The sequence below is a fragment of the Paenibacillus jilunlii genome (assembly GCF_900102965.1).
Taxonomy (GTDB): Bacteria; Bacillota; Bacilli; order Paenibacillales; family Paenibacillaceae; genus Paenibacillus_AQ; species Paenibacillus_AQ jilunlii.
In genome coordinates this window covers 59,905-76,831 of the sequence record NZ_FNGM01000015.1, presented here as the reverse complement: position 1 = coordinate 76,831, position 16,927 = coordinate 59,905, and the positions used below count along the sequence as shown (strand labels likewise).

Genomic DNA, 16,927 nt, shown 5'->3' with positions numbered 1-16,927 from the left:
CCATCAGTCCTCCGATTGCTGGTTATCGCCATTTGCGGCAGGCCGAACTAATTTGTAGATATCCAGTGAAAGGAACGGGATCTCTTCATTTTCCGCAAATACAGCAAGTCCCGCTGACTCAGGCTTGGGGAAAATCAGATCTGTAATGACCGCCTGGCCTCCATTGCCGAACACCTCAACTGAAGTACGGTCCACAAAAATACACAGATCATTGGTCTCACCCGGAGCCTGCAACACTGCCGTATGACGTCCCGGGAACCATTCGTGGAAATCCTTCTGGCCTGAAGCCAGCCGGTCTACATACAGCTCTCCGGTCTTCCCATCGATTCCGGTCAAGGTTTCTTCCCCATCCCCAACTCTTACCTTGATTCCGGCAGACATGCCACGGATGAACTTCACCGCGATCTCGTAAGCATCAAGCTGGAGACCGGCTAATGAAGCGTTGATTTCCTGCACAGTAGCATTTTCAAATGAGAGAACAGGGATGCGGACCATCTCCAGCTCTTTGGCCGGCTTCTGAATGAGCAGGATTTTCCCTTCCCTGGATTCAAGGTACAGCTCTCTTGGCAGGGTCATCGCCCCCCGGAACTCTTCTGCCGGAGTCTGCGGCGCATACATCCAGTTGCTCATCCAGCCGATAAACAGACGTCTTCCATCGGCTTCAGGCACATCCGACCAGCTTACCCCTGCATAATTGTCCCTTCCATAATCAAGCCAGCGGATATTCCGGGAATCCTCATCCGTAGTAAATACGTATCCATCAAAATCACCGGTGAAGTACTGCGTTCTGGAGCCTTCCACAAAAGCGGGGTCTGCGCCGATACTCACCAGCATCACCCATTTGGTGTTCGCTGTATCTCCGTCCACATGCAGCGGGAACAAGTCCGGGCATTCCCACACGCCGTCATGAGAACCGATGCCCTTGCCGAATTCACTGGCAAAGGTCCATTGGATCAGATCAGGGGAATGATACAGGCATACTGTCTGGCCGCTAGCAACGATCATTACCCATTGGTCAGTCTCCTGGTTCCAGAACACCTTCGGATCACGGAAATCGATGAAGGCATCATGTTCAAGCACCGGATTGCCTTCATATTTGGTCCAGGTTCTGCCGTTGTCATGGCTGTAAGCGAGACTTTGGCGCTGAATAGGCGGTTGCCCTTCGGGCATATCCAGGTGATGGGTAAAGATGGCAACCAGCCCCGGTTTATCCGCAAAAAATCCCGTCGTATTGTTCCAGTCCACAACCGCACTTCCCGAGAAAATCATCCCAAGCTCATCCGGAAAGAGTGCGATAGGCAGCTCTTCCCAGGTGACAAGATCCTTGCTAACCGCATGGCCCCAGTGCATGGCCCCCATGGTCATTCCATCCGGATGATGCTGGAAAAACAAATGATATTCTCCTTCGAAATAGACCATCCCGTTCGGGTCGTTCATCCACTTGGCTTGGGGCGAGAAATGATAGACACCCCGGTAGTTTTGTTTTGTAATAGCTGACATTATAGCTCTCTCCTTTACTCCACTGCCTATTGTTTATTTTTGTGTTGCTCTGTCATAACCGGTTTGTTTAATTTTCAGCCATTCCTGCAGGCCCAGCCGGTCCAGCTCTTTCAGATATTCATCCCACTGCTCATTCACTTTGCCGTTCTGGTACCACTCTGTACGCATTCTAAGGACGTAGGCGAACAAATCCGTTTCAATCGTCGTCAGGCGGTCCAGCTCTTCAATCGAATTGAACACGCTTGGCATTACATTCTCCGCTTTCATCTTCGGCGCCATGATGTTCTTGATAATGTCCATTCTGCCTTTGGCATCATCCGGCATGGTGGTATATTTGCCATAGTAGGAATCGAGGACGGCCAGTGGTCCGCCGATGCTTGTTTTCTCACGAAGCTCAACAGGAGCCGCACCTTCCAGCGGCAGATGTTTCAGCATGCCTTTGGCTTCATCCAATTCGAAGATGTTCTGCTGTGTCTCATCCCCATAGGTACCCCAGTTGTCCTGCACGGACTGGAGCGGATCATACAGCTGGTCCACCCACTTCGCCGTGGTTTCCAGGTTTTTGTTGGCGCTTGTCACGACCATTTTGCCGCGCCCAAGGCCAAGGGCATTGGTTCTCGTTACATTGACTTCGCCATCCGGGCCAGCGAGCGGAGGCATTACATCATAGGCATCATTAGCTCCGGAGATGTTAGCCTTATCCCAGGAGAAGTACAATCCGTAGCGTTGATCCTTTCCTTTGGCCAGGTACGTACTCCAGTCCTGCGTGTAAGCCTCGATATCAATAAGTCCTTCTTTGTTCAGCTCATTGACAAATGAAATGGCGTTCTTATAGCCTTCTTCCGCCGCGGTAAAGATCACTTTGCCGTCATCGCTAACTACCGCATGGTCGGGGTTCTCCCCAAGTCCGAAGGAAGCAAAGAGGAAGGCCAGATCTTCCGCGCCCGGCTTATTGATGAAGGACAGCGGGATTTCATCCGCCTGGCCGTTGCCGTTCGGGTCCTGCGTCTTGAAGGCGATCAGCACTTTTTTCAGCTCATCTGTCGTTTTTGGCATCTCCAGGCCCAGCTTCTTCAGCCATTCGACGTTGATCCAAGGCATGCTGTCTACAGCCTGAATCCGCTCTTTGCCGTTGCCCAGCTCTTCAATCCAGGGAAAGGCATAAATATTGCCGTCCGGCGCCGTAATCATGCTTTTGTATTCAGGAGCTTCTTCCAGCACTTTTTTAAAATTGGGCATATTCTTCTCGATCAGATCGTTCAGCGGAATGATGGTACCGTCTTTGGCGAGTTTGAGCAGCTCGTAGTCGCTATAGTCGGCATTAAAAATCGCATCGGGCAGGTCGCCGCTGGCCACCGCCAGGTTTCTTTTTTCCACAAATACATCTCTGGTGAAGTTTTTCCAGTTAATATGAACATTTGTTTTTTCTTCAAGACGTTTATTGATCAGCTTGTCATTCGGATCGGCCGGGGCCAGCGGGGAGCTTTGCGTAATAAAGTTCAGGGTAACTTTGCCGCTGGGGTCCTGTTCTTTACTCGCTGCACTTCCTCCGCCGCCACCGCTGCATGCACTAAGGAACATGAGAGAGGCAAGCACAGACGCAGAAGCTGCTTGGGCTACAACTTTTGATTTTGTCAGTTTTTTCATGGAAACATGACCTCCTGAGTAGGATGAATGTAAATCTGTATCTATGTTCAGCCCGTCCCCTATTTCAGGGAACCGAGCATGACACCTTTTTCAAAGTACTTCTGGAAGAAAGGATACATAATGATCAGCGGCAGACTGGAAACTACAATGGCAGCATATTTGATGATTTCGGACAACCGCTTCATTTCCGCCATGGCGAGCTGATCACTGATCATGCCCGGATCGACCTGATTCTGAATCAGGATGGAACGCAGTACGAGCTGCAGCGGATGAAGGTTCGGATTATCCAGATAAATCATGGCGTCGAAGTAGGAATTCCACTGGCCCACAAAGGCATACAGGGCAAGCACGAAGATAATAGGTTTGGAGAGCGGCAATACAATGCCGATGAAAATCCGCCACTCTGATGCCCCATCTACATTAGCTGCCTCCCTTAATTCATTGGGCACGCCCTTAAAAAAGGTCCGCGATAGGATAATATTCCATACGTTGACTGCTCCGGGAATGATTACAGCCCATACCGTGTCAAGCAGGCCCAGATTTTTGACCAGCAGGTAAGTCGGCACAAGGCCCCCGCCAAAAAACATCGTAATAATGAACAAGGTCATAAAAAACCCTTTGCCCTTCAGCCTGTCATCCGACAGGGCATAACCTGCGCAGATAGAGACCAGAACCGTAAGCACCGCAAAGGCCACGGAGTAGAAAACAGCGTTTCCAAAACCGCGGATCATCGCCGGATTGGTAAGAATCATTTTGTAGCCGTCTAATGACCAGTCCGAGATTTTGAAGGATAATCCATGGCTGAGCAGTACCGACGGGTCCATGAAGGAGGCAATCACCACATAAACGAGCGGCAGCACCACCACCAACACAGCGAGCGTCAAGAATGTGGCATTCAGCGCGAGAATAAAGCGGTCCAGCCGGGAATGTTTGATAAACATGTACAGGTACTCCTTTCTTAGTAAAGGCCGTCGCCCTCATTCAGCTTCTTCACAATGAAGTTCACCGTAATGAGCAATACAACGTTGATGAGAGAGTTGAACAACCCTACTGCGGCTGAGTAAGCGTAGTCGCCTGATTGCAAGCCTATTTTGTACACATAAGTCGGAATGATCTCGGATGTCGGCAGGTTGGTCGCCGTTTGCATAAGATAAGCCTTTTCAAATCCGATCGACATGATCCCGCCCGCAGCCAGAATAAACACAATGGCCATAATCGGGCGAATGGTCGGAAGATCGATATGGCGAATTCTTTGCAAAAGATTGGCGCCGTCCAGATTCGCAGCATTATGTAACTCAGGGTCAACGTTGGCAAGAGCCGCCACATAAATAATTGAGGCCCAGCCTGCACTCGTCCAGATATCCGATAGAATGTAGATCCAGCGGAAATACTCCGGACGGGACATGAACATTACAGGTTCACCTGTAGCCCAGGTAAGGAGCTGGTTGATCGGCCCTGTCGGGGACAAGAAGATAAACAGCATCCCCACCACAACCACTACGGAAATAAAGTTAGGTGCATACAGAAACAGCTGTATATTTTTCTTGACTGCAGACTTGCGTACCTGATTCAGCATCAAGGCGAGCAGGATGGGAACGGGAAAGCTCAGAACCAGCCCGAAAAAACTTAATTTAAGCGTATTCATAAAAATGACTTCGAAATTGGGGGAAGAAAGAAACTTGTTAAAGTTGTACAAGCCTACCCACTCACTGCCCAGGATTCCTTTGATGGGACTGAAATCTTTAAAGGCGATGATCGCGCCATACATGGGACCGTATTTAAAAATAAGGGTCAGGATCAACGCCGGAGCGAGCATTAAATAAAGAAAGTAATGCTTCTTTATAAAATTTAGCAAGGAACCCGAAGATCTGGGCACCGTACTTCTGGCATCCGCTTTTATTGTGTTTTGCAATGCCTTTGCCTCCATTTCTATTACAAATTTAATGTGTGATGCAAATACAGCTCACCGTATCTGCGGCCCTCAAGCCCTGCTGCATTTACAATTTATCAGACAGTTCACCATACGTCAATAAATTTTGTAAAAATATTTTTGTTCATTTGACAATAAAAAAAATTCAAAAATAGCTATTTCTCTTTGTAAAATAACAAATAGTGGGTAAAAAGTAGGGTTTTTTTGTAATTTTCAGCTTTACACATTCACATTTAGTAATAATACTCATGATATTTTTGCACATAAGTTAATCAATTAATGTAAACTAATTTGTGCATTTGTAAATTCTATATTGCTATTTTTGGAAAACTATTATACATTTAAGAAAGTTAAGACGATGAGAAGATATGATATAGAGGTGAACGTACAATACATGGCTAGAGATAAAGTAACCATACAGGACATCGCGGATGCTTTGGGAATCTCCAGAAATACGGCCTCCAAAGCTTTGAACGGGGCTGACAGTATTCCTGCTGACACCAGAGACAAGGTGATCAAAAAAGCGGTTGAGCTTAAATACAAACAATTTTCTTATATGGATACAGCTATTAGCTCCTCCGACAAACAAGGCAATATTGCACTATTGACCTGCAATCTGCCCAACGGCTCACACTTCGGTTCCCTGCTGATCAGCGGGCTGGAGAAGGAAATCAGTACCAAGGGCTATACCCTATCAATTTATTTCGTCCGTGAGAATGATATCAACGGCATGGCTCTGCCAGGTAACTTTGAACCCTCAAGTGTGGATGGTATCATCTGCATTGAAATGTTCAATAAGGCTTACAGCAAGCTGATCACGGATCTTGGCATTCCGACTATTTTTATTGACTGCGCTGCCGATATGGTATACCCGGAATTGAAGGCTGATCTTGTTCTAATGGAGAATGAGCACAGCACTTACTCTTTAACCCGGAAACTGATAGATCATGGATACACCAGCTTCGGTTTTGTAGGCGATTACAATCACTGCAAAAGCTTCAATGAACGCTGGACCGGATTTAACAGAGCTCTTACTGAATGCGGAATATCCCTGAATCCGGCCCATAACATTGTAGCGCCAGACCGGAACTTCAATATCAATATGGAGGAAAACTGGATGGGGCATCAACTGGATGCCCTGGAAGAGCGGCCATCCGTCTTTATCTGTGCCAATGATTTCATTGCCATCAGTGTTATGAAGTCTCTGAAGAACAAAGGGGTTAAAGTACCGGAAGAAGTTGCTGTATGCGGATTTGATGATGCTTCGGAGTCGCGGGTTGTCGAACCTCATCTGACAACCGTACATATCTACAGCAGCCAAATGGGGATTATTTCAGCTGAAATTCTATTATCCAGAATCAAAGACAACACCAGGCCGTACCAGGTGACCCATGTTGCAACGGATATGATATTCCGGGGGTCCACGCCTGTTCTCAACTAAAGAGATTTCGCAGATCCGTCCCAATCAAAGATCGAAGCGTAGAAACAGGACAAGGGTCCGGTGTTCTTCTAAGAACGCCGGACCCTTGTCCTGTGATCTTTAACTGATAAGGGATTCCATTCGCTGAAATAAAGTGAAAAAAACTGAATATGCTTAATTGTAAAAACTTAAAGATGGATAACTTTGTCAGCCAAAGCTGTCAATTCATCCTCATGGGATATGAAAATCACAATATAGTCCGCTCCATTGACCATATCTACTTCTATATCTACTTCTAAATCCCTCTGCTTCATCTCAAAATCTCTAGTTTTCATTTTATAAGCAGCTTCTAACTGCTTCGTAATTCTAATACCTGCCAGAGGAACAGCCGCCATAATAAGGTTTTCTTTTACATTCTCACTCTGGAATATCAGTTAACATCTCCATAATTCGGCTGCGACAGGGTTCGCCCAGATAACTTATCGACTTCTCCAACGTCGGAGATGCCTTTGCCGGAGGTTACCCTCAATTTGTTTATTTCTAGTCATAATAAAAACTCCTCTTCAGACTTGTTGATTAGACAAGCACTGAAAAGGAGTATTATCACTTCATAAGCAGGTGTACACGATATTTCTCAATCGCGGGTGCACAAACGGCTCCTGATTGTTCAGCATATGCTGCGCATACATCACGGTCAGCTGCGAGGCCGGATCGATGACGGCCAGGCAGCCGGCAGCACCGCTCCAGCCAAATTCGCCGAGCGGGCTCAGCGAGCCGCTGCGGGCCTGGGAGATATGGGTTCTGACGCCCAGCCCGTAGCTGTAGCCTTTCAGCTGCTCCCAGGAGAAATCGCCGCGCATGCCCTCGGTCAGCTGCTCCGTCCGCATCAGCTTCACCGATGCCGGTGACAGAATACGCACGCCGTCCGGGCTTGTTCCCTGATTCGTCAGCGCATTCAAGAATTGCGCGTAGTCGGTCACGGTAGACAGCAATCCCGCCCCGCCGCTCTCGTATTCGGTTCCGAGCCGGAACCCGTTCCCGTCCTTCCGCACGGGCTTGCCGAGCTCATCGCTATATTCGTACTGCGGTGCCAGGCGGCTCCGCTGCTCGTCCGAAAGCTCGAAGCCTGTATCGGCCATGCCCAGCGGCCCGGTAATTTCCTCCCGGATATACGTGCTAAACCGCCGGCCATCCACAGCCTCGACGAGTGCTGCAAGGACATCATGGCATAAGCTGTAATTCCACCGGGTACCCGGTTCGAACTGCAGCGGCTCCTTGGCAAGGGCCTCCGCAATGGCGCGTGTCGGCATTTTGCCGTTAGTGCGTCCCACAGCTTCCTTAATGGAAGGCAGCCCCAGATCATAGGAGAAACCCGCCGACATGGTGAACAGATCACGTACCGTAATCGGATGCACCGCCCGCTCCAGTACAAGTTCGCCGTCCGGCAATCTCTTTTTTACGGTCATTTCAGTGAATTCGGGCAGATAGTCCGACAGCCGGTCATTCAGCAGGAAGGCACCCCTCTCCGCGAGCTTAAGGGCCGCCGTGCAGGTCATGATCTTGGTCAGAGAGTAGAGATTAATGATCCGTCCGTCATCGATTGGCGTCTTCTCTTCCAGGTTGGCATAGCCGTTGCGGTAACGGAAAACCGGTTCGTTGCGGTACATAACAAGCACCTCCGCCCACGGGATACGCCAGGAGGTGATACGGTCGATAAATGAAGACAAGGGTTCAAAGTTCATCATTCGCCATCCTCTTTTTGAAAAGTATAATTATCAATATTGAGGCTCATTCATAATCAAGAACCACCATTTGATGGCATTCCAGCACGGGTACCGTGTAGTGAACGGTCTGTTCTTCCCGGCTGAAAGGAAGCGGTGTCATCTGCGGAGCCAGATACACATTCCGGACCCGGCCTTCCGTTCGGACAGAAACCTGGACATCGTATAGCGGGATAATATCCTCGATCACTTCAATGTTCTCGCCTCTGCGGACCGGTGACGCATACAGCAGATGATTGACCAGGCGCTTCTCCTCCTTCTGCTCCTGCAAAGTGACGATGCCCTGCGCCGGAAGATTCGTATGCAGGGTTTTGTCAGGAAGCAGCCGGTTCAGCGCATGCAGAACGGTTTCCTTCACAATCAGGCTGCCTTTAGCAGCGTAATCTTCGAATACATTCCATGCGATATAGATGCCATTGCCGTTTTCGACCATGCCGGGTCCACCATTAACATGGCTGCTTGGCGTATGCTGGTGCGAGCAGAAGGTAAATACATCACGGTTAAAATAGGGATCTTCACGGCGTCCAAGCTCTGTGCCCCCGGCAAGCTCAATCTTCTGCCCCTGGGCATAAAAGATGAAGGAGGCCTCCTGCAAGCTCCCGGGCTTGAAAGCAGGACGGAAATAATCGGGACGGTAAGGATTGGCTTCCACATGCCGCGCCCCGAAATCGACTGCAAACTGCGTCCCTTCCGGATCAAGCCCGGACCAGCCTGTTGCCAGAATTTTACCGCCCTGCTGCAAGAACAGCTCCAGTTGACCGCGCAGCCCGTCATCCACAGCCACATAATCCGGCAAAATCAACACCTTATAGGCTGTGAAATCATGCTCTTTGTCGATGACGTCAAACAGGAATTTTCCCTCCAGCAGGATGCGGGCAGCTCCTGCATCTGATGGCGGTTTGCGCCCACCTGTCTGTGCCTGCGGGTGCACTCCGGTCGCTTCGAGTGACAGCAGCGCGACATCCGCAACGTTCGTCGCCTGAGTGCACCATCCTTCTTTGCTCTCGACCTCACGGTAAGCTTCTCCGATCAGGGCATAGGTCGCTTCATCCATATGTCCGTCGGGATGCAGCTGATCACCGATTGAACATCCTGCGCCATTGGCGATACTGAGTGCGGTTTCATAGCGGAGTGCGTTCGGATGCTTATAGCCGCCGAATTCTCCCCAGGACGTATGGAATTTACCGGTCATGCCAAGGAATTGGACACCCAGCGTCTGCGCATATCTGGCCGACAGCGGGAAATGGTCATAACCCCAGCCGCCCGTGGGCAGTGATTCCAGCTCCAAGTGGCTGTTCATCCCTGCCAGATCACGGCGGCCGCGCGCAATGTGTCCGCCATTATGGAAGATCGGCAGTCCCGGCTTGATTGCTTCCGCTGCTTCCTTCACCCTGGCCGTATAATTGGCATAGGTTCTCTCCCAGAGTCTGCGCATCGCCTTCTCATCCCGCGGGTCTCCGCCCTCGCGCCGCACGCTCTCTATACAGCTGTGGCAGTAACATTTGCGCACACCCACAATATCGAAGAACAGGCCGTCCAGATCATAGCGCGACACGACCTCGCGGGTCTGGGCAATCAGGATATCCAGATAAGGCGTGTTCATGCAGAACTGATGATATCCCGGTTCCAGGAAGCCCTTCACCCAGTTCGTCTGATCGTTTTCGTCCCGGATAAGCCATTCCGGATGGCGCCTGGCCAGCTTCTCATCCAGACCGGCTGATAGATATACCGGCGTCTTTACGTTAATTTCATGGGCGGCTTCGATCTGGGCTCCAAGCAAATCGAAGCTCAGCCCGGGATGAATCTCATTGGCTTCCGACGGATGATAGGCCCAGCCATGGTGGCATTTGGAGAAGACTGTAACAGAATCCACGTTGCCCAGCTTCAGCATTTCCTGAAACTGTTTTTTGTCAAAACGGGCTCCGATCGGTGTAATGGCTTCGGAGGTGTGATAATCGAGATGAACCTGGCGAAATCGCATGTTTTCCCTTCCTTTCCGGATCTTATACCTTCAGTATACTGACTTCCTCCGGGATCTGACAGGTCCTGAATCGACTTATAATAGCACATTTTCTACCTTATTGAATTTTACCATGCTACAATGAATCCATTGATAACAGGTTCTGAAAGGAGCACGCTGCAATGAATTGCCTGGAGCTTGCCATTCCTCCGCTGCCGCAGCTGGTGACCATCGGCCATGCCTTTTGGCCCCCGGGGCAAAAGCATGAAACCCGTTCGTTCGATGTATATGACATGCTGTTTGTTTTAAAGGGCACCTTATATATGACGGAAGATGAGGTACCTTACGAAATCAAGGAAAGCTCCATGCTGGTGCTCGAACCGGGCCGCAGGCATGCCGGGCATCGTCCTTGTGAAGAAATCACGGAAATTTACTGGATTCATTTTGTTCATCCGGCACCGGTCCGCACGATTGACAGCGGCAAAATCCCCTGGTCCTTTCCCTATGTCAAAGGGACAAATCTCGATGTTGCCCCGCAGCAGCAGGTAATGTATATTCCGAAGTTCACCAGTTTGCATAGCCCCGACGTTCTCCCGTTCCTGGAGCAGATGGTTGAGCTTCATCAGGCCTTGTCTCCGGCAAGCTCCTTACCGCTGCAGACGCAGCTGGCCGGCCTGCTGGTACAATTACAGGCTGCGGCGAAGATGCAATATGCCCCCCGGGCAAGACAGCTCTGCGATCAGACGATCGCTTACCTCCAGCAGCATCTGACCCGGCCCTTCAACGCCAGGCACATGGAGCAGACGCTTCATTTCCGGTTCGACTATCTCGCCCGGTGCCTCAAAACATACACGGGGATGAGTCCGCTCCAGTACCTGCATGATCTCCAAATCAAGAAAGCCAAATCATTGCTGGAGAATATGGAGCTTTCCGTCTCGGAGGTAGGCCGGCAAGTCGGTATCGAGAATGCCAATTACTTCATACGGCTGTTTCGGAAACAAACTGGCATCACACCCGGAAATTACCGCCAGATCCGGAACGGGAAGGCTTGAAGGCCAGGTCGAATCAGGCTTACCCGTTGCCATGATAAGGCTTGTGCGGAAACCAACCCGCTATTTGGCCGTATGGTGAAGCGCCGAGCGGTAGTCCAGAGGCGTCATGCCTTTATGTTTCTTGAACAGCTTGCAAAAATAAGGGGCGCTTAAGCCCCCGACCTCGCGGGCGATTCTCTGTACGGACTGCCCGGAGTTCCCCAGCAGCACGCAGGCTTCACGGATTCTCCGGGCCGTGACATAATCCGTGAGCGATACCCCAGTGTACTGTTTGAACAGATGGGATACATAGTAGGAGGACAGATGCAGTTCCCCGGCCAGCAGCTCCAGACTGAAGGGCTGCCTGAAATGCTCTTCAATCCAATCCATAACCGATTCGATATGGGCCGTTGTTTTAACGGACCAGCCTTCCGGCGGCAGTTCCTCTCCCGAGATGACCGCCAGCTGGAGATACCGCAGCAAGGAGATCAGGAACAGGATACGGGCCTCCTCCTGCCCCTCACCCGGTTCAAGCACTGCCTGAATATGACTCTCCACTGCTCCCATCAGCCGACTGTCATCAACAGCAAATCTGGGCGAAGACAGAGCCCCTCTGGACAAAAAGCGGAGAAATGCCTCAAGCTTGGGATATGGAGCCAGAAACGGCTCCAGATACCGGGGCTCAAAGGTCAGATTCGTCCGGACATAGCGGACATCCCGGGTACCCCGTGGGGCGGGAATCTCCACCTTATGCAGCTGGTATGGCTGAAAGCAGAACAATGATCCCCCTTGCAATTCATAGGTGCGGCCCTCCACCTCCACGATCCCTTTCCCTTCATGGATAAATAACAATTCCAGACCCTGATGCGCATGAAATTTATGAAAGTGATCCTCCTGCAGTTCATCCCGGAAAGCCAGAAAAAATCTGCTGTGACCCGGATCCACATGTTCAATATGTGACGCCAACTTCCAACGCCTCCCCGCTGCTATAATCGCAATTTGGTTACATTTTAGCACAACCGGCAATCATTCGTCCGGTTATATAATAGAGGCAGCATGATAACGCGAAAATGGAGGATATATTATGTGGGCACAAGCCATCGAAGACGCTTTGCGCGTAGTTTCACACAATATTGAACGTTTTGGAGACAAGTTCCCTGTTACAAGCACCCAAGGAGACCGGATTTACCGGCTGACTCCGGGTAACGATTGGACCGAGGGCTTCTGGACCGGGCTGCTCTGGCTGTCTTATGAATACTCCAAGGACCCCCGGTTTCGGACGGCCGCTATGTCAACCTTGGACAACTTCCGGGAGCGTCTGGAGCACCGGACGGGCCTGGAGCATCATGACATCGGATTTCTCTATTCTCTCTCCATCAAAGCCCACTGGATTCTGGAACGGGACGAAAGCTCCCGATCCGCCGCCTTGCAGGCTGCGGATGTTCTGCTGGAAAGATGGCGCGAAATTCCGGGAATTCTCCAGGCGTGGGGCCCCAAGGATGATCCCGAGAACGGCGGGCGCATAATCATCGATTGCCTGATGAATTTACCGTTGCTGCATTGGGCTTATCAGCAGACCGGCCGTGAGGCCTACCGTCAGGCCGCCGAGCAGCAGACGGCCTTAAGCCGCCGTTTTCTGGTCCGGGGAGATGACTCCACGTACCATACCTTTTACTTTGATCCGGTGACCGGGGACTCGATCCGCGGGGGCACCCACCAGGGGAGCCGGGACGGCTCGACCTGGACCCGGGGCCAAGCCTGGGGCATTTACGGTTTCGCGCTGGCCTACCGGTATATGCGGCAGCCCGGGCTGCTGGAAACCTCCAAGCGGCTCGCCCGCTATTTTGTGGACCGCCTCCCTGAGGATGGCGTGGTGTTCTGGGATTTTGATGTGCCGCAGATTCCGGAGACCAAACGGGACAGCTCCGCTGCAGCCATCGCCGCGTCGGGTATGCTGGAGCTGGCTGCCCTGCTTCCAGAGCATGACGCTGACCAGGAATGGCTGGCACAAGCAGCCCGGAGAATCGTTGCCTCCCTTGCCGCCAACTACTCCACGAAGGGTGAGCCGGATGCACAAGGACTGCTGAACCGGGGTTCCTATGCCGTCCGGCTTGATATCTCGCCTGATGATTATGTGATCTGGGGGGATTATTTCTATCTGGAGGCTTTAATGCGGCTGGAGCGCGGAGTGCCGGGCTATTGGTATGAGCGGTAATGACTTTGAAAAGCAATGATTTTGAGCCAGAAACCGAAAGGACAGATGCACACTTATGAACAGCCAGGCTGCATTACAACAGCTGCTGCAAGTAGCAAATGACAGCATGCCGGTTAGCTGCCACGCCGTTCCGGAATGGCATATTCCCGGCTTTTATTTCGATATGGCCGGCCATCAGGCAGCCAAACGACTGATGGAGGAGGATGCCCAGGCGGCGTACACAGCGGCGTTGGCCTACCGCCACACCGGCAGGACCGCCTATGCGGATAAGGCACTTGAATTGATTGATGGCTGGGCAGCCATCAACAAGATGCTGACCGGCGATGACGGCCCGCTGGTCTCCGCCTATCTCGGAACAGGACTGATCCGGGCGGCTGAGCTGCTCCACAGCTATTCCGGCTGGCGCAAGGAGAACAAAGACCAGTTCATTGCCTGGATGACCGGGGTGTGCCTGCCCGAATGGGACCGCATCCCGCTCCGGAACAACTGGTGGAGCTGGAGCTTGTATGCCCAATTATCCTTGTTCCGCCTGATGGACGACCAAGCCCGTTTTGCGGAAGAAGTCGCCAATCTCAAGGAGCATATAGACAGCTCTCTTGAAGCTTCCGGGCTCATTCCGGAGGAAACAACAAGAGGAAACAATGCGATCTGGTATCATTATTTTTCCCTTGCTCCCCTCACGGCTGCCATCAAGCTAGTCGATGACACTACAGGTGAGAATTTATTCCACTGGACCTCTCCGGGCGGAAAAAGCGTTAAAAAGGCACTCGACACCTTCCTTTATTATGCCGATGGGCGCATAGCGGAATGGCCGTACGGCAACGATCAGAAATTCCCGGCTCCGCTGGCTTCCGATACGTGGCCGCTGGATTTGTACGAAGCCATGTCCAGGGTTTACAGTGATCCTGAATATGAACGTTTCGTTTCCCCTTATCGCCCGATTACTGGTAACAAGAACAGTAACAGCGGGTTTTATCAGTCATACGCCTGGATTTTCCCCGAGCTGCAGTTCACATACAGGTAGCCACACTGCACCGTCAGGTGCAACAGAGCCTTGGACCCCTTCGTCCAAGGCTTTGTTGTTGTACAGGATGTTATGATCTTCCTGCGATAGAAGTTTAAACGCCTAATAATTTGATTTGTGCCGACAAAGAAATTTTTAAAATTTTGCTCCTCAAGTCTCAAGACCTATTCACCAAATAATTTTAAAATTGAATAGATGTTTTTTTACATTCAGCATTGTTAAATTACTCAGTCGGAGGAATTACTTTTTGAGAAAACTATCATTCGTTATTGCTGTTATCTTGTTAGGTGCAATGTTGTCCGCTTGTTCTGCCATTACATCCACCGTCGATCAAGCGCCTGCAGGCGTTACGTCCGGCGAGAGCAAAGAAATCGATAAATACAATGCGTATGTGGGGCTGAATAACCTGATGACAGGTAGAATTAATGAGGTTCTAGTTCATTATTTCGAGAAGTTCGGAGTTGATACACAGCCTGTAATTGAGAAGAACTTCAGCTTCATCATGCTCGACGTTGCTGAAACTGAGCGGGAAGTTGTTGATAAAGCGAACGGCTATACTGCAAGCCAGCCCGCTTTTGCGGACGCAGACCCCCTAGTGATCAAACTGACACCGGTCATTAAAGATTTGTTGTCCGTCCTGGACGATATGAAAGCCTACTATGATACAAGGGGCTACGTGGATGATGATTTCGCAAAAGGAAAACAGCTGCATACCAAGCTGGTAAATGCAAATCTCGCTTACGAGACTGTCGCCAACCAATACTTCACGGCTTTGCAAAAATTGGGTAATGAGCAGCGGCTGGCTGAACTGCAAAAACTAAAGGATGCAGACCAGCAGATCAGGTATAATGCCTTGAAGTTCATGATAGATGCCGAGGCTACGGCCATTGAAATGGATGAACAGGGAATCACCGCCGGCAATGTGCTGCAGCTTGATATGACGAAGTATAAAGCCAAATACGACATCATGACCGCAGATCTGAGTGCGCTCATGACAATCTTAAAAGACAAGGAACGAATTCAAAAAGAAGGGATTAACAGCTTCAGTATCGAGAACTATGTTCATTCAGCCACTGAGGCAAAGGCAGCCGCTTCAAAAATCATTGAACGCATCAATAAGAAGGAACCTGTATCTGATTCTGACCTGAACGGCCAGTTCTTGAACACTACAGATGGTACACCTGAGAATTTCAATTATCTTCTAAGCAAGGCAGTCGAACGATATAATGAAATGAATTAAGCGTGTCTAATGGCTGGGCCTGCGAAATCAATAGAATGATAATTCGATTCAGACACGACGGCAGCCGGCCAGATGATCGGCTGCCTTTTCGTTTCGCTCCCTCGGGCAGGATAGTTTAGTTAAACCTGATATTTACCTTATATAATAAAACTTCCAATAGTAAACTGAAGGAGTGTGAACATAAAGACCATAGGGGGAATATTTGTGTTTTCTAATGAAAATATAGATATTGATGAAATAGACTTAATTAATGATTACAAAGATCGTAAAGTTTACAGAGATAGTTTTAATGAGCTAGCGTCTCTGGTCTTTGATATTAACTTTGAAGATTGGTACCAGAAAGGATTCTGGGATGATCGTTATATATGCCATTCCTTCATCAGAGAGGATGTCGTCATTGCCAATGTTTCAGTTAGCAAAATGGACTTGTTGATAAACAAGTCAAATAAAAAAGCGATTCAAATTGGAACGGTTATGACTCATCCCGATTTTAGGGGGAAAGGACTTTCTGGAAAATTGATGAGGCATGTTCTAGATATGTATGAGCACGATTGTGATATCTTTTTCTTATTCGCTAATAGTACTGTGATCGATTTTTACCCAAAATATGGATTTGAATCTGTTGGTGAATCACAATTGAAGCTTAAATATTATCCCACTCCAAATGCGGATACCACCTTGCGCAAGCTGAATTTCTCCAATAAAGAAGACTTGGCATTTATCAAAAAAATGGTTTTGTCTCGCAGACCTGTTTCAGATCAATTTGGTGTTAGTAATAACCAAGGACTCTTTATGTTTTACGCTATAAAAGTATTTCCCGAATCAATATATTATTCGCAAAAGGACGAGGCTATTATTGTCTATCAACAAGAAGGTCATGTACTAAATCTATATGATGTAGTTAGCCAATCGTACGTTAATTTAAATCAATTAATTAATCGTATTGCTAATGAACAAACAGGATATATTCATTTTCATTTCACACCAGATCCATTCACTGATAAAGTACCATATGAGTGGATGGACAACAACGGTGATGTGCTCTTTATAAAGTCTAACTTTACCTTAGACAAAAATTCAAAGTTCTGTGTGCCTTTATTAGCACATGCTTAATATTATATTTTTGTTTTTTCATATGGAGCTAACGGGCAGTAATGTAATCGAATAGCTGAAAATTTG

14 protein-coding genes are annotated in these 16,927 nt (G+C 49.5%); 6 read left to right on the top strand and 8 right to left on the bottom strand.

Annotation, left to right across the window (positions count from 1 at the left end; genetic code table 11):
- Nucleotides 1–3: 3 nt before the first annotated feature.
- From BLQ82_RS22785 to BLQ82_RS22770, 4 genes are read right to left on the bottom strand one after another with little or no spacing between them, the layout of a single operon-like run.
- Nucleotides 4–1,500: a glycoside hydrolase family 32 protein gene (locus BLQ82_RS22785; RefSeq protein ID WP_062521005.1), complete on the bottom strand. Its 1,497-nt coding sequence runs from the start codon at nucleotides 1,498–1,500 to the stop codon at nucleotides 4–6.
- 33 nt (nucleotides 1,501–1,533) lie between these two features.
- Complete coding sequence (locus tag BLQ82_RS22780) at nucleotides 1,534–3,147, bottom strand: ABC transporter substrate-binding protein (protein WP_062521007.1); 1,614 nt, start codon at nucleotides 3,145–3,147, stop codon at nucleotides 1,534–1,536.
- A 59-nt stretch (nucleotides 3,148–3,206) separates the two neighbouring features.
- The gene (locus BLQ82_RS22775) at nucleotides 3,207–4,088 is read right to left on the bottom strand and encodes a carbohydrate ABC transporter permease (protein ID WP_025703040.1); all 882 of its coding nucleotides are present in this window, start codon (nucleotides 4,086–4,088) and stop codon (nucleotides 3,207–3,209) included.
- Nucleotides 4,089–4,105: 17 nt separating this feature from the next.
- Nucleotides 4,106–4,963 carry an ABC transporter permease gene (locus BLQ82_RS22770; RefSeq protein ID WP_244280958.1) on the bottom strand — a complete coding sequence of 286 codons (858 nt, stop codon included), beginning with the start codon at nucleotides 4,961–4,963 and terminating at the stop codon, nucleotides 4,106–4,108.
- A gap of 508 nt (nucleotides 4,964–5,471) precedes the next feature.
- Between BLQ82_RS22770 and BLQ82_RS22765 the strand changes: the two genes are divergently transcribed.
- Entirely contained in the window at nucleotides 5,472–6,518 is a 1,047-nt protein-coding gene (locus BLQ82_RS22765) for a LacI family DNA-binding transcriptional regulator (protein ID WP_062525333.1), read from the top strand.
- 167 nt (nucleotides 6,519–6,685) lie between these two features.
- On the opposite strand, the gene BLQ82_RS22760 is transcribed toward BLQ82_RS22765, so the two are convergent.
- From BLQ82_RS22760 to BLQ82_RS22750, 3 genes are all read right to left on the bottom strand, one after another.
- Nucleotides 6,686–6,892 (bottom strand): P-loop NTPase family protein, encoded by a 207-nt coding sequence (locus BLQ82_RS22760; protein ID WP_062525335.1) that lies wholly within the window; start codon nucleotides 6,890–6,892, stop codon nucleotides 6,686–6,688.
- A 213-nt stretch (nucleotides 6,893–7,105) separates the two neighbouring features.
- Nucleotides 7,106–8,242, bottom strand: a complete 1,137-nt coding sequence (locus tag BLQ82_RS22755) for a serine hydrolase domain-containing protein (protein ID WP_244280951.1) — start codon at nucleotides 8,240–8,242, stop codon at nucleotides 7,106–7,108.
- Nucleotides 8,243–8,285: 43 nt separating this feature from the next.
- A complete protein-coding gene (locus BLQ82_RS22750) occupies nucleotides 8,286–10,259 on the bottom strand; it encodes an alpha-amylase family protein (protein ID WP_062525337.1) in 1,974 nt (657 codons plus the stop codon).
- A 161-nt stretch (nucleotides 10,260–10,420) separates the two neighbouring features.
- Here BLQ82_RS22750 and BLQ82_RS22745 point away from each other — a divergent pair, with 161 nt between their 5' ends.
- Entirely contained in the window at nucleotides 10,421–11,290 is an 870-nt protein-coding gene (locus BLQ82_RS22745) for a helix-turn-helix transcriptional regulator (protein WP_074648522.1), read from the top strand.
- 60 nt (nucleotides 11,291–11,350) lie between these two features.
- Here BLQ82_RS22745 and BLQ82_RS22740 read toward each other — a convergent pair whose 3' ends face one another.
- The gene (locus BLQ82_RS22740; RefSeq protein WP_062525341.1) at nucleotides 11,351–12,235 is read right to left on the bottom strand and encodes an AraC family transcriptional regulator; all 885 of its coding nucleotides are present in this window, start codon (nucleotides 12,233–12,235) and stop codon (nucleotides 11,351–11,353) included.
- A gap of 118 nt (nucleotides 12,236–12,353) precedes the next feature.
- Here BLQ82_RS22740 and BLQ82_RS22735 point away from each other — a divergent pair, with 118 nt between their 5' ends.
- The 4 genes from BLQ82_RS22735 to BLQ82_RS22720 all read left to right on the top strand — a co-directional run bounded on the left by BLQ82_RS22735 (nucleotide 12,354) and on the right by BLQ82_RS22720 (nucleotide 16,861).
- Complete coding sequence (locus BLQ82_RS22735; protein WP_062525343.1) at nucleotides 12,354–13,484, top strand: glycoside hydrolase family 88 protein; 1,131 nt, start codon at nucleotides 12,354–12,356, stop codon at nucleotides 13,482–13,484.
- A 55-nt stretch (nucleotides 13,485–13,539) separates the two neighbouring features.
- Nucleotides 13,540–14,508 carry an alginate lyase family protein gene (locus tag BLQ82_RS22730; protein ID WP_062525345.1) on the top strand — a complete coding sequence of 323 codons (969 nt, stop codon included), beginning with the start codon at nucleotides 13,540–13,542 and terminating at the stop codon, nucleotides 14,506–14,508.
- A gap of 247 nt (nucleotides 14,509–14,755) precedes the next feature.
- The gene (locus tag BLQ82_RS22725; RefSeq protein ID WP_062525347.1) at nucleotides 14,756–15,748 is read left to right on the top strand and encodes a YiiG family protein; all 993 of its coding nucleotides are present in this window, start codon (nucleotides 14,756–14,758) and stop codon (nucleotides 15,746–15,748) included.
- 204 nt (nucleotides 15,749–15,952) lie between these two features.
- A complete protein-coding gene (locus BLQ82_RS22720) occupies nucleotides 15,953–16,861 on the top strand; it encodes a GNAT family N-acetyltransferase (RefSeq protein ID WP_062525349.1) in 909 nt (302 codons plus the stop codon).
- The last annotated feature ends 66 nt before the right edge of the window (nucleotides 16,862–16,927 follow it).

Coding starts and splice junctions, on each gene's coding strand:
- BLQ82_RS22785 (WP_062521005.1), bottom strand. CDS start 1,500: ATGTCAGCTATTACAAAACAAAACTACCGGGGTGTCTATCATTTCTCG.
- BLQ82_RS22780 (WP_062521007.1), bottom strand. CDS start 3,147: ATGAAAAAACTGACAAAATCAAAAGTTGTAGCCCAAGCAGCTTCTGCG.
- BLQ82_RS22775 (WP_025703040.1), bottom strand. CDS start 4,088: ATGTTTATCAAACATTCCCGGCTGGACCGCTTTATTCTCGCGCTGAAT.
- BLQ82_RS22770 (WP_244280958.1), bottom strand. CDS start 4,963: ATGCTCGCTCCGGCGTTGATCCTGACCCTTATTTTTAAATACGGTCCC.
- BLQ82_RS22765 (WP_062525333.1), top strand. CDS start 5,472: ATGGCTAGAGATAAAGTAACCATACAGGACATCGCGGATGCTTTGGGA.
- BLQ82_RS22760 (WP_062525335.1), bottom strand. CDS start 6,892: ATGGCGGCTGTTCCTCTGGCAGGTATTAGAATTACGAAGCAGTTAGAA.
- BLQ82_RS22755 (WP_244280951.1), bottom strand. CDS start 8,242: ATGATGAACTTTGAACCCTTGTCTTCATTTATCGACCGTATCACCTCC.
- BLQ82_RS22750 (WP_062525337.1), bottom strand. CDS start 10,259: ATGCGATTTCGCCAGGTTCATCTCGATTATCACACCTCCGAAGCCATT.
- BLQ82_RS22745 (WP_074648522.1), top strand. CDS start 10,421: ATGAATTGCCTGGAGCTTGCCATTCCTCCGCTGCCGCAGCTGGTGACC.
- BLQ82_RS22735 (WP_062525343.1), top strand. CDS start 12,354: ATGTGGGCACAAGCCATCGAAGACGCTTTGCGCGTAGTTTCACACAAT.
- BLQ82_RS22730 (WP_062525345.1), top strand. CDS start 13,540: ATGAACAGCCAGGCTGCATTACAACAGCTGCTGCAAGTAGCAAATGAC.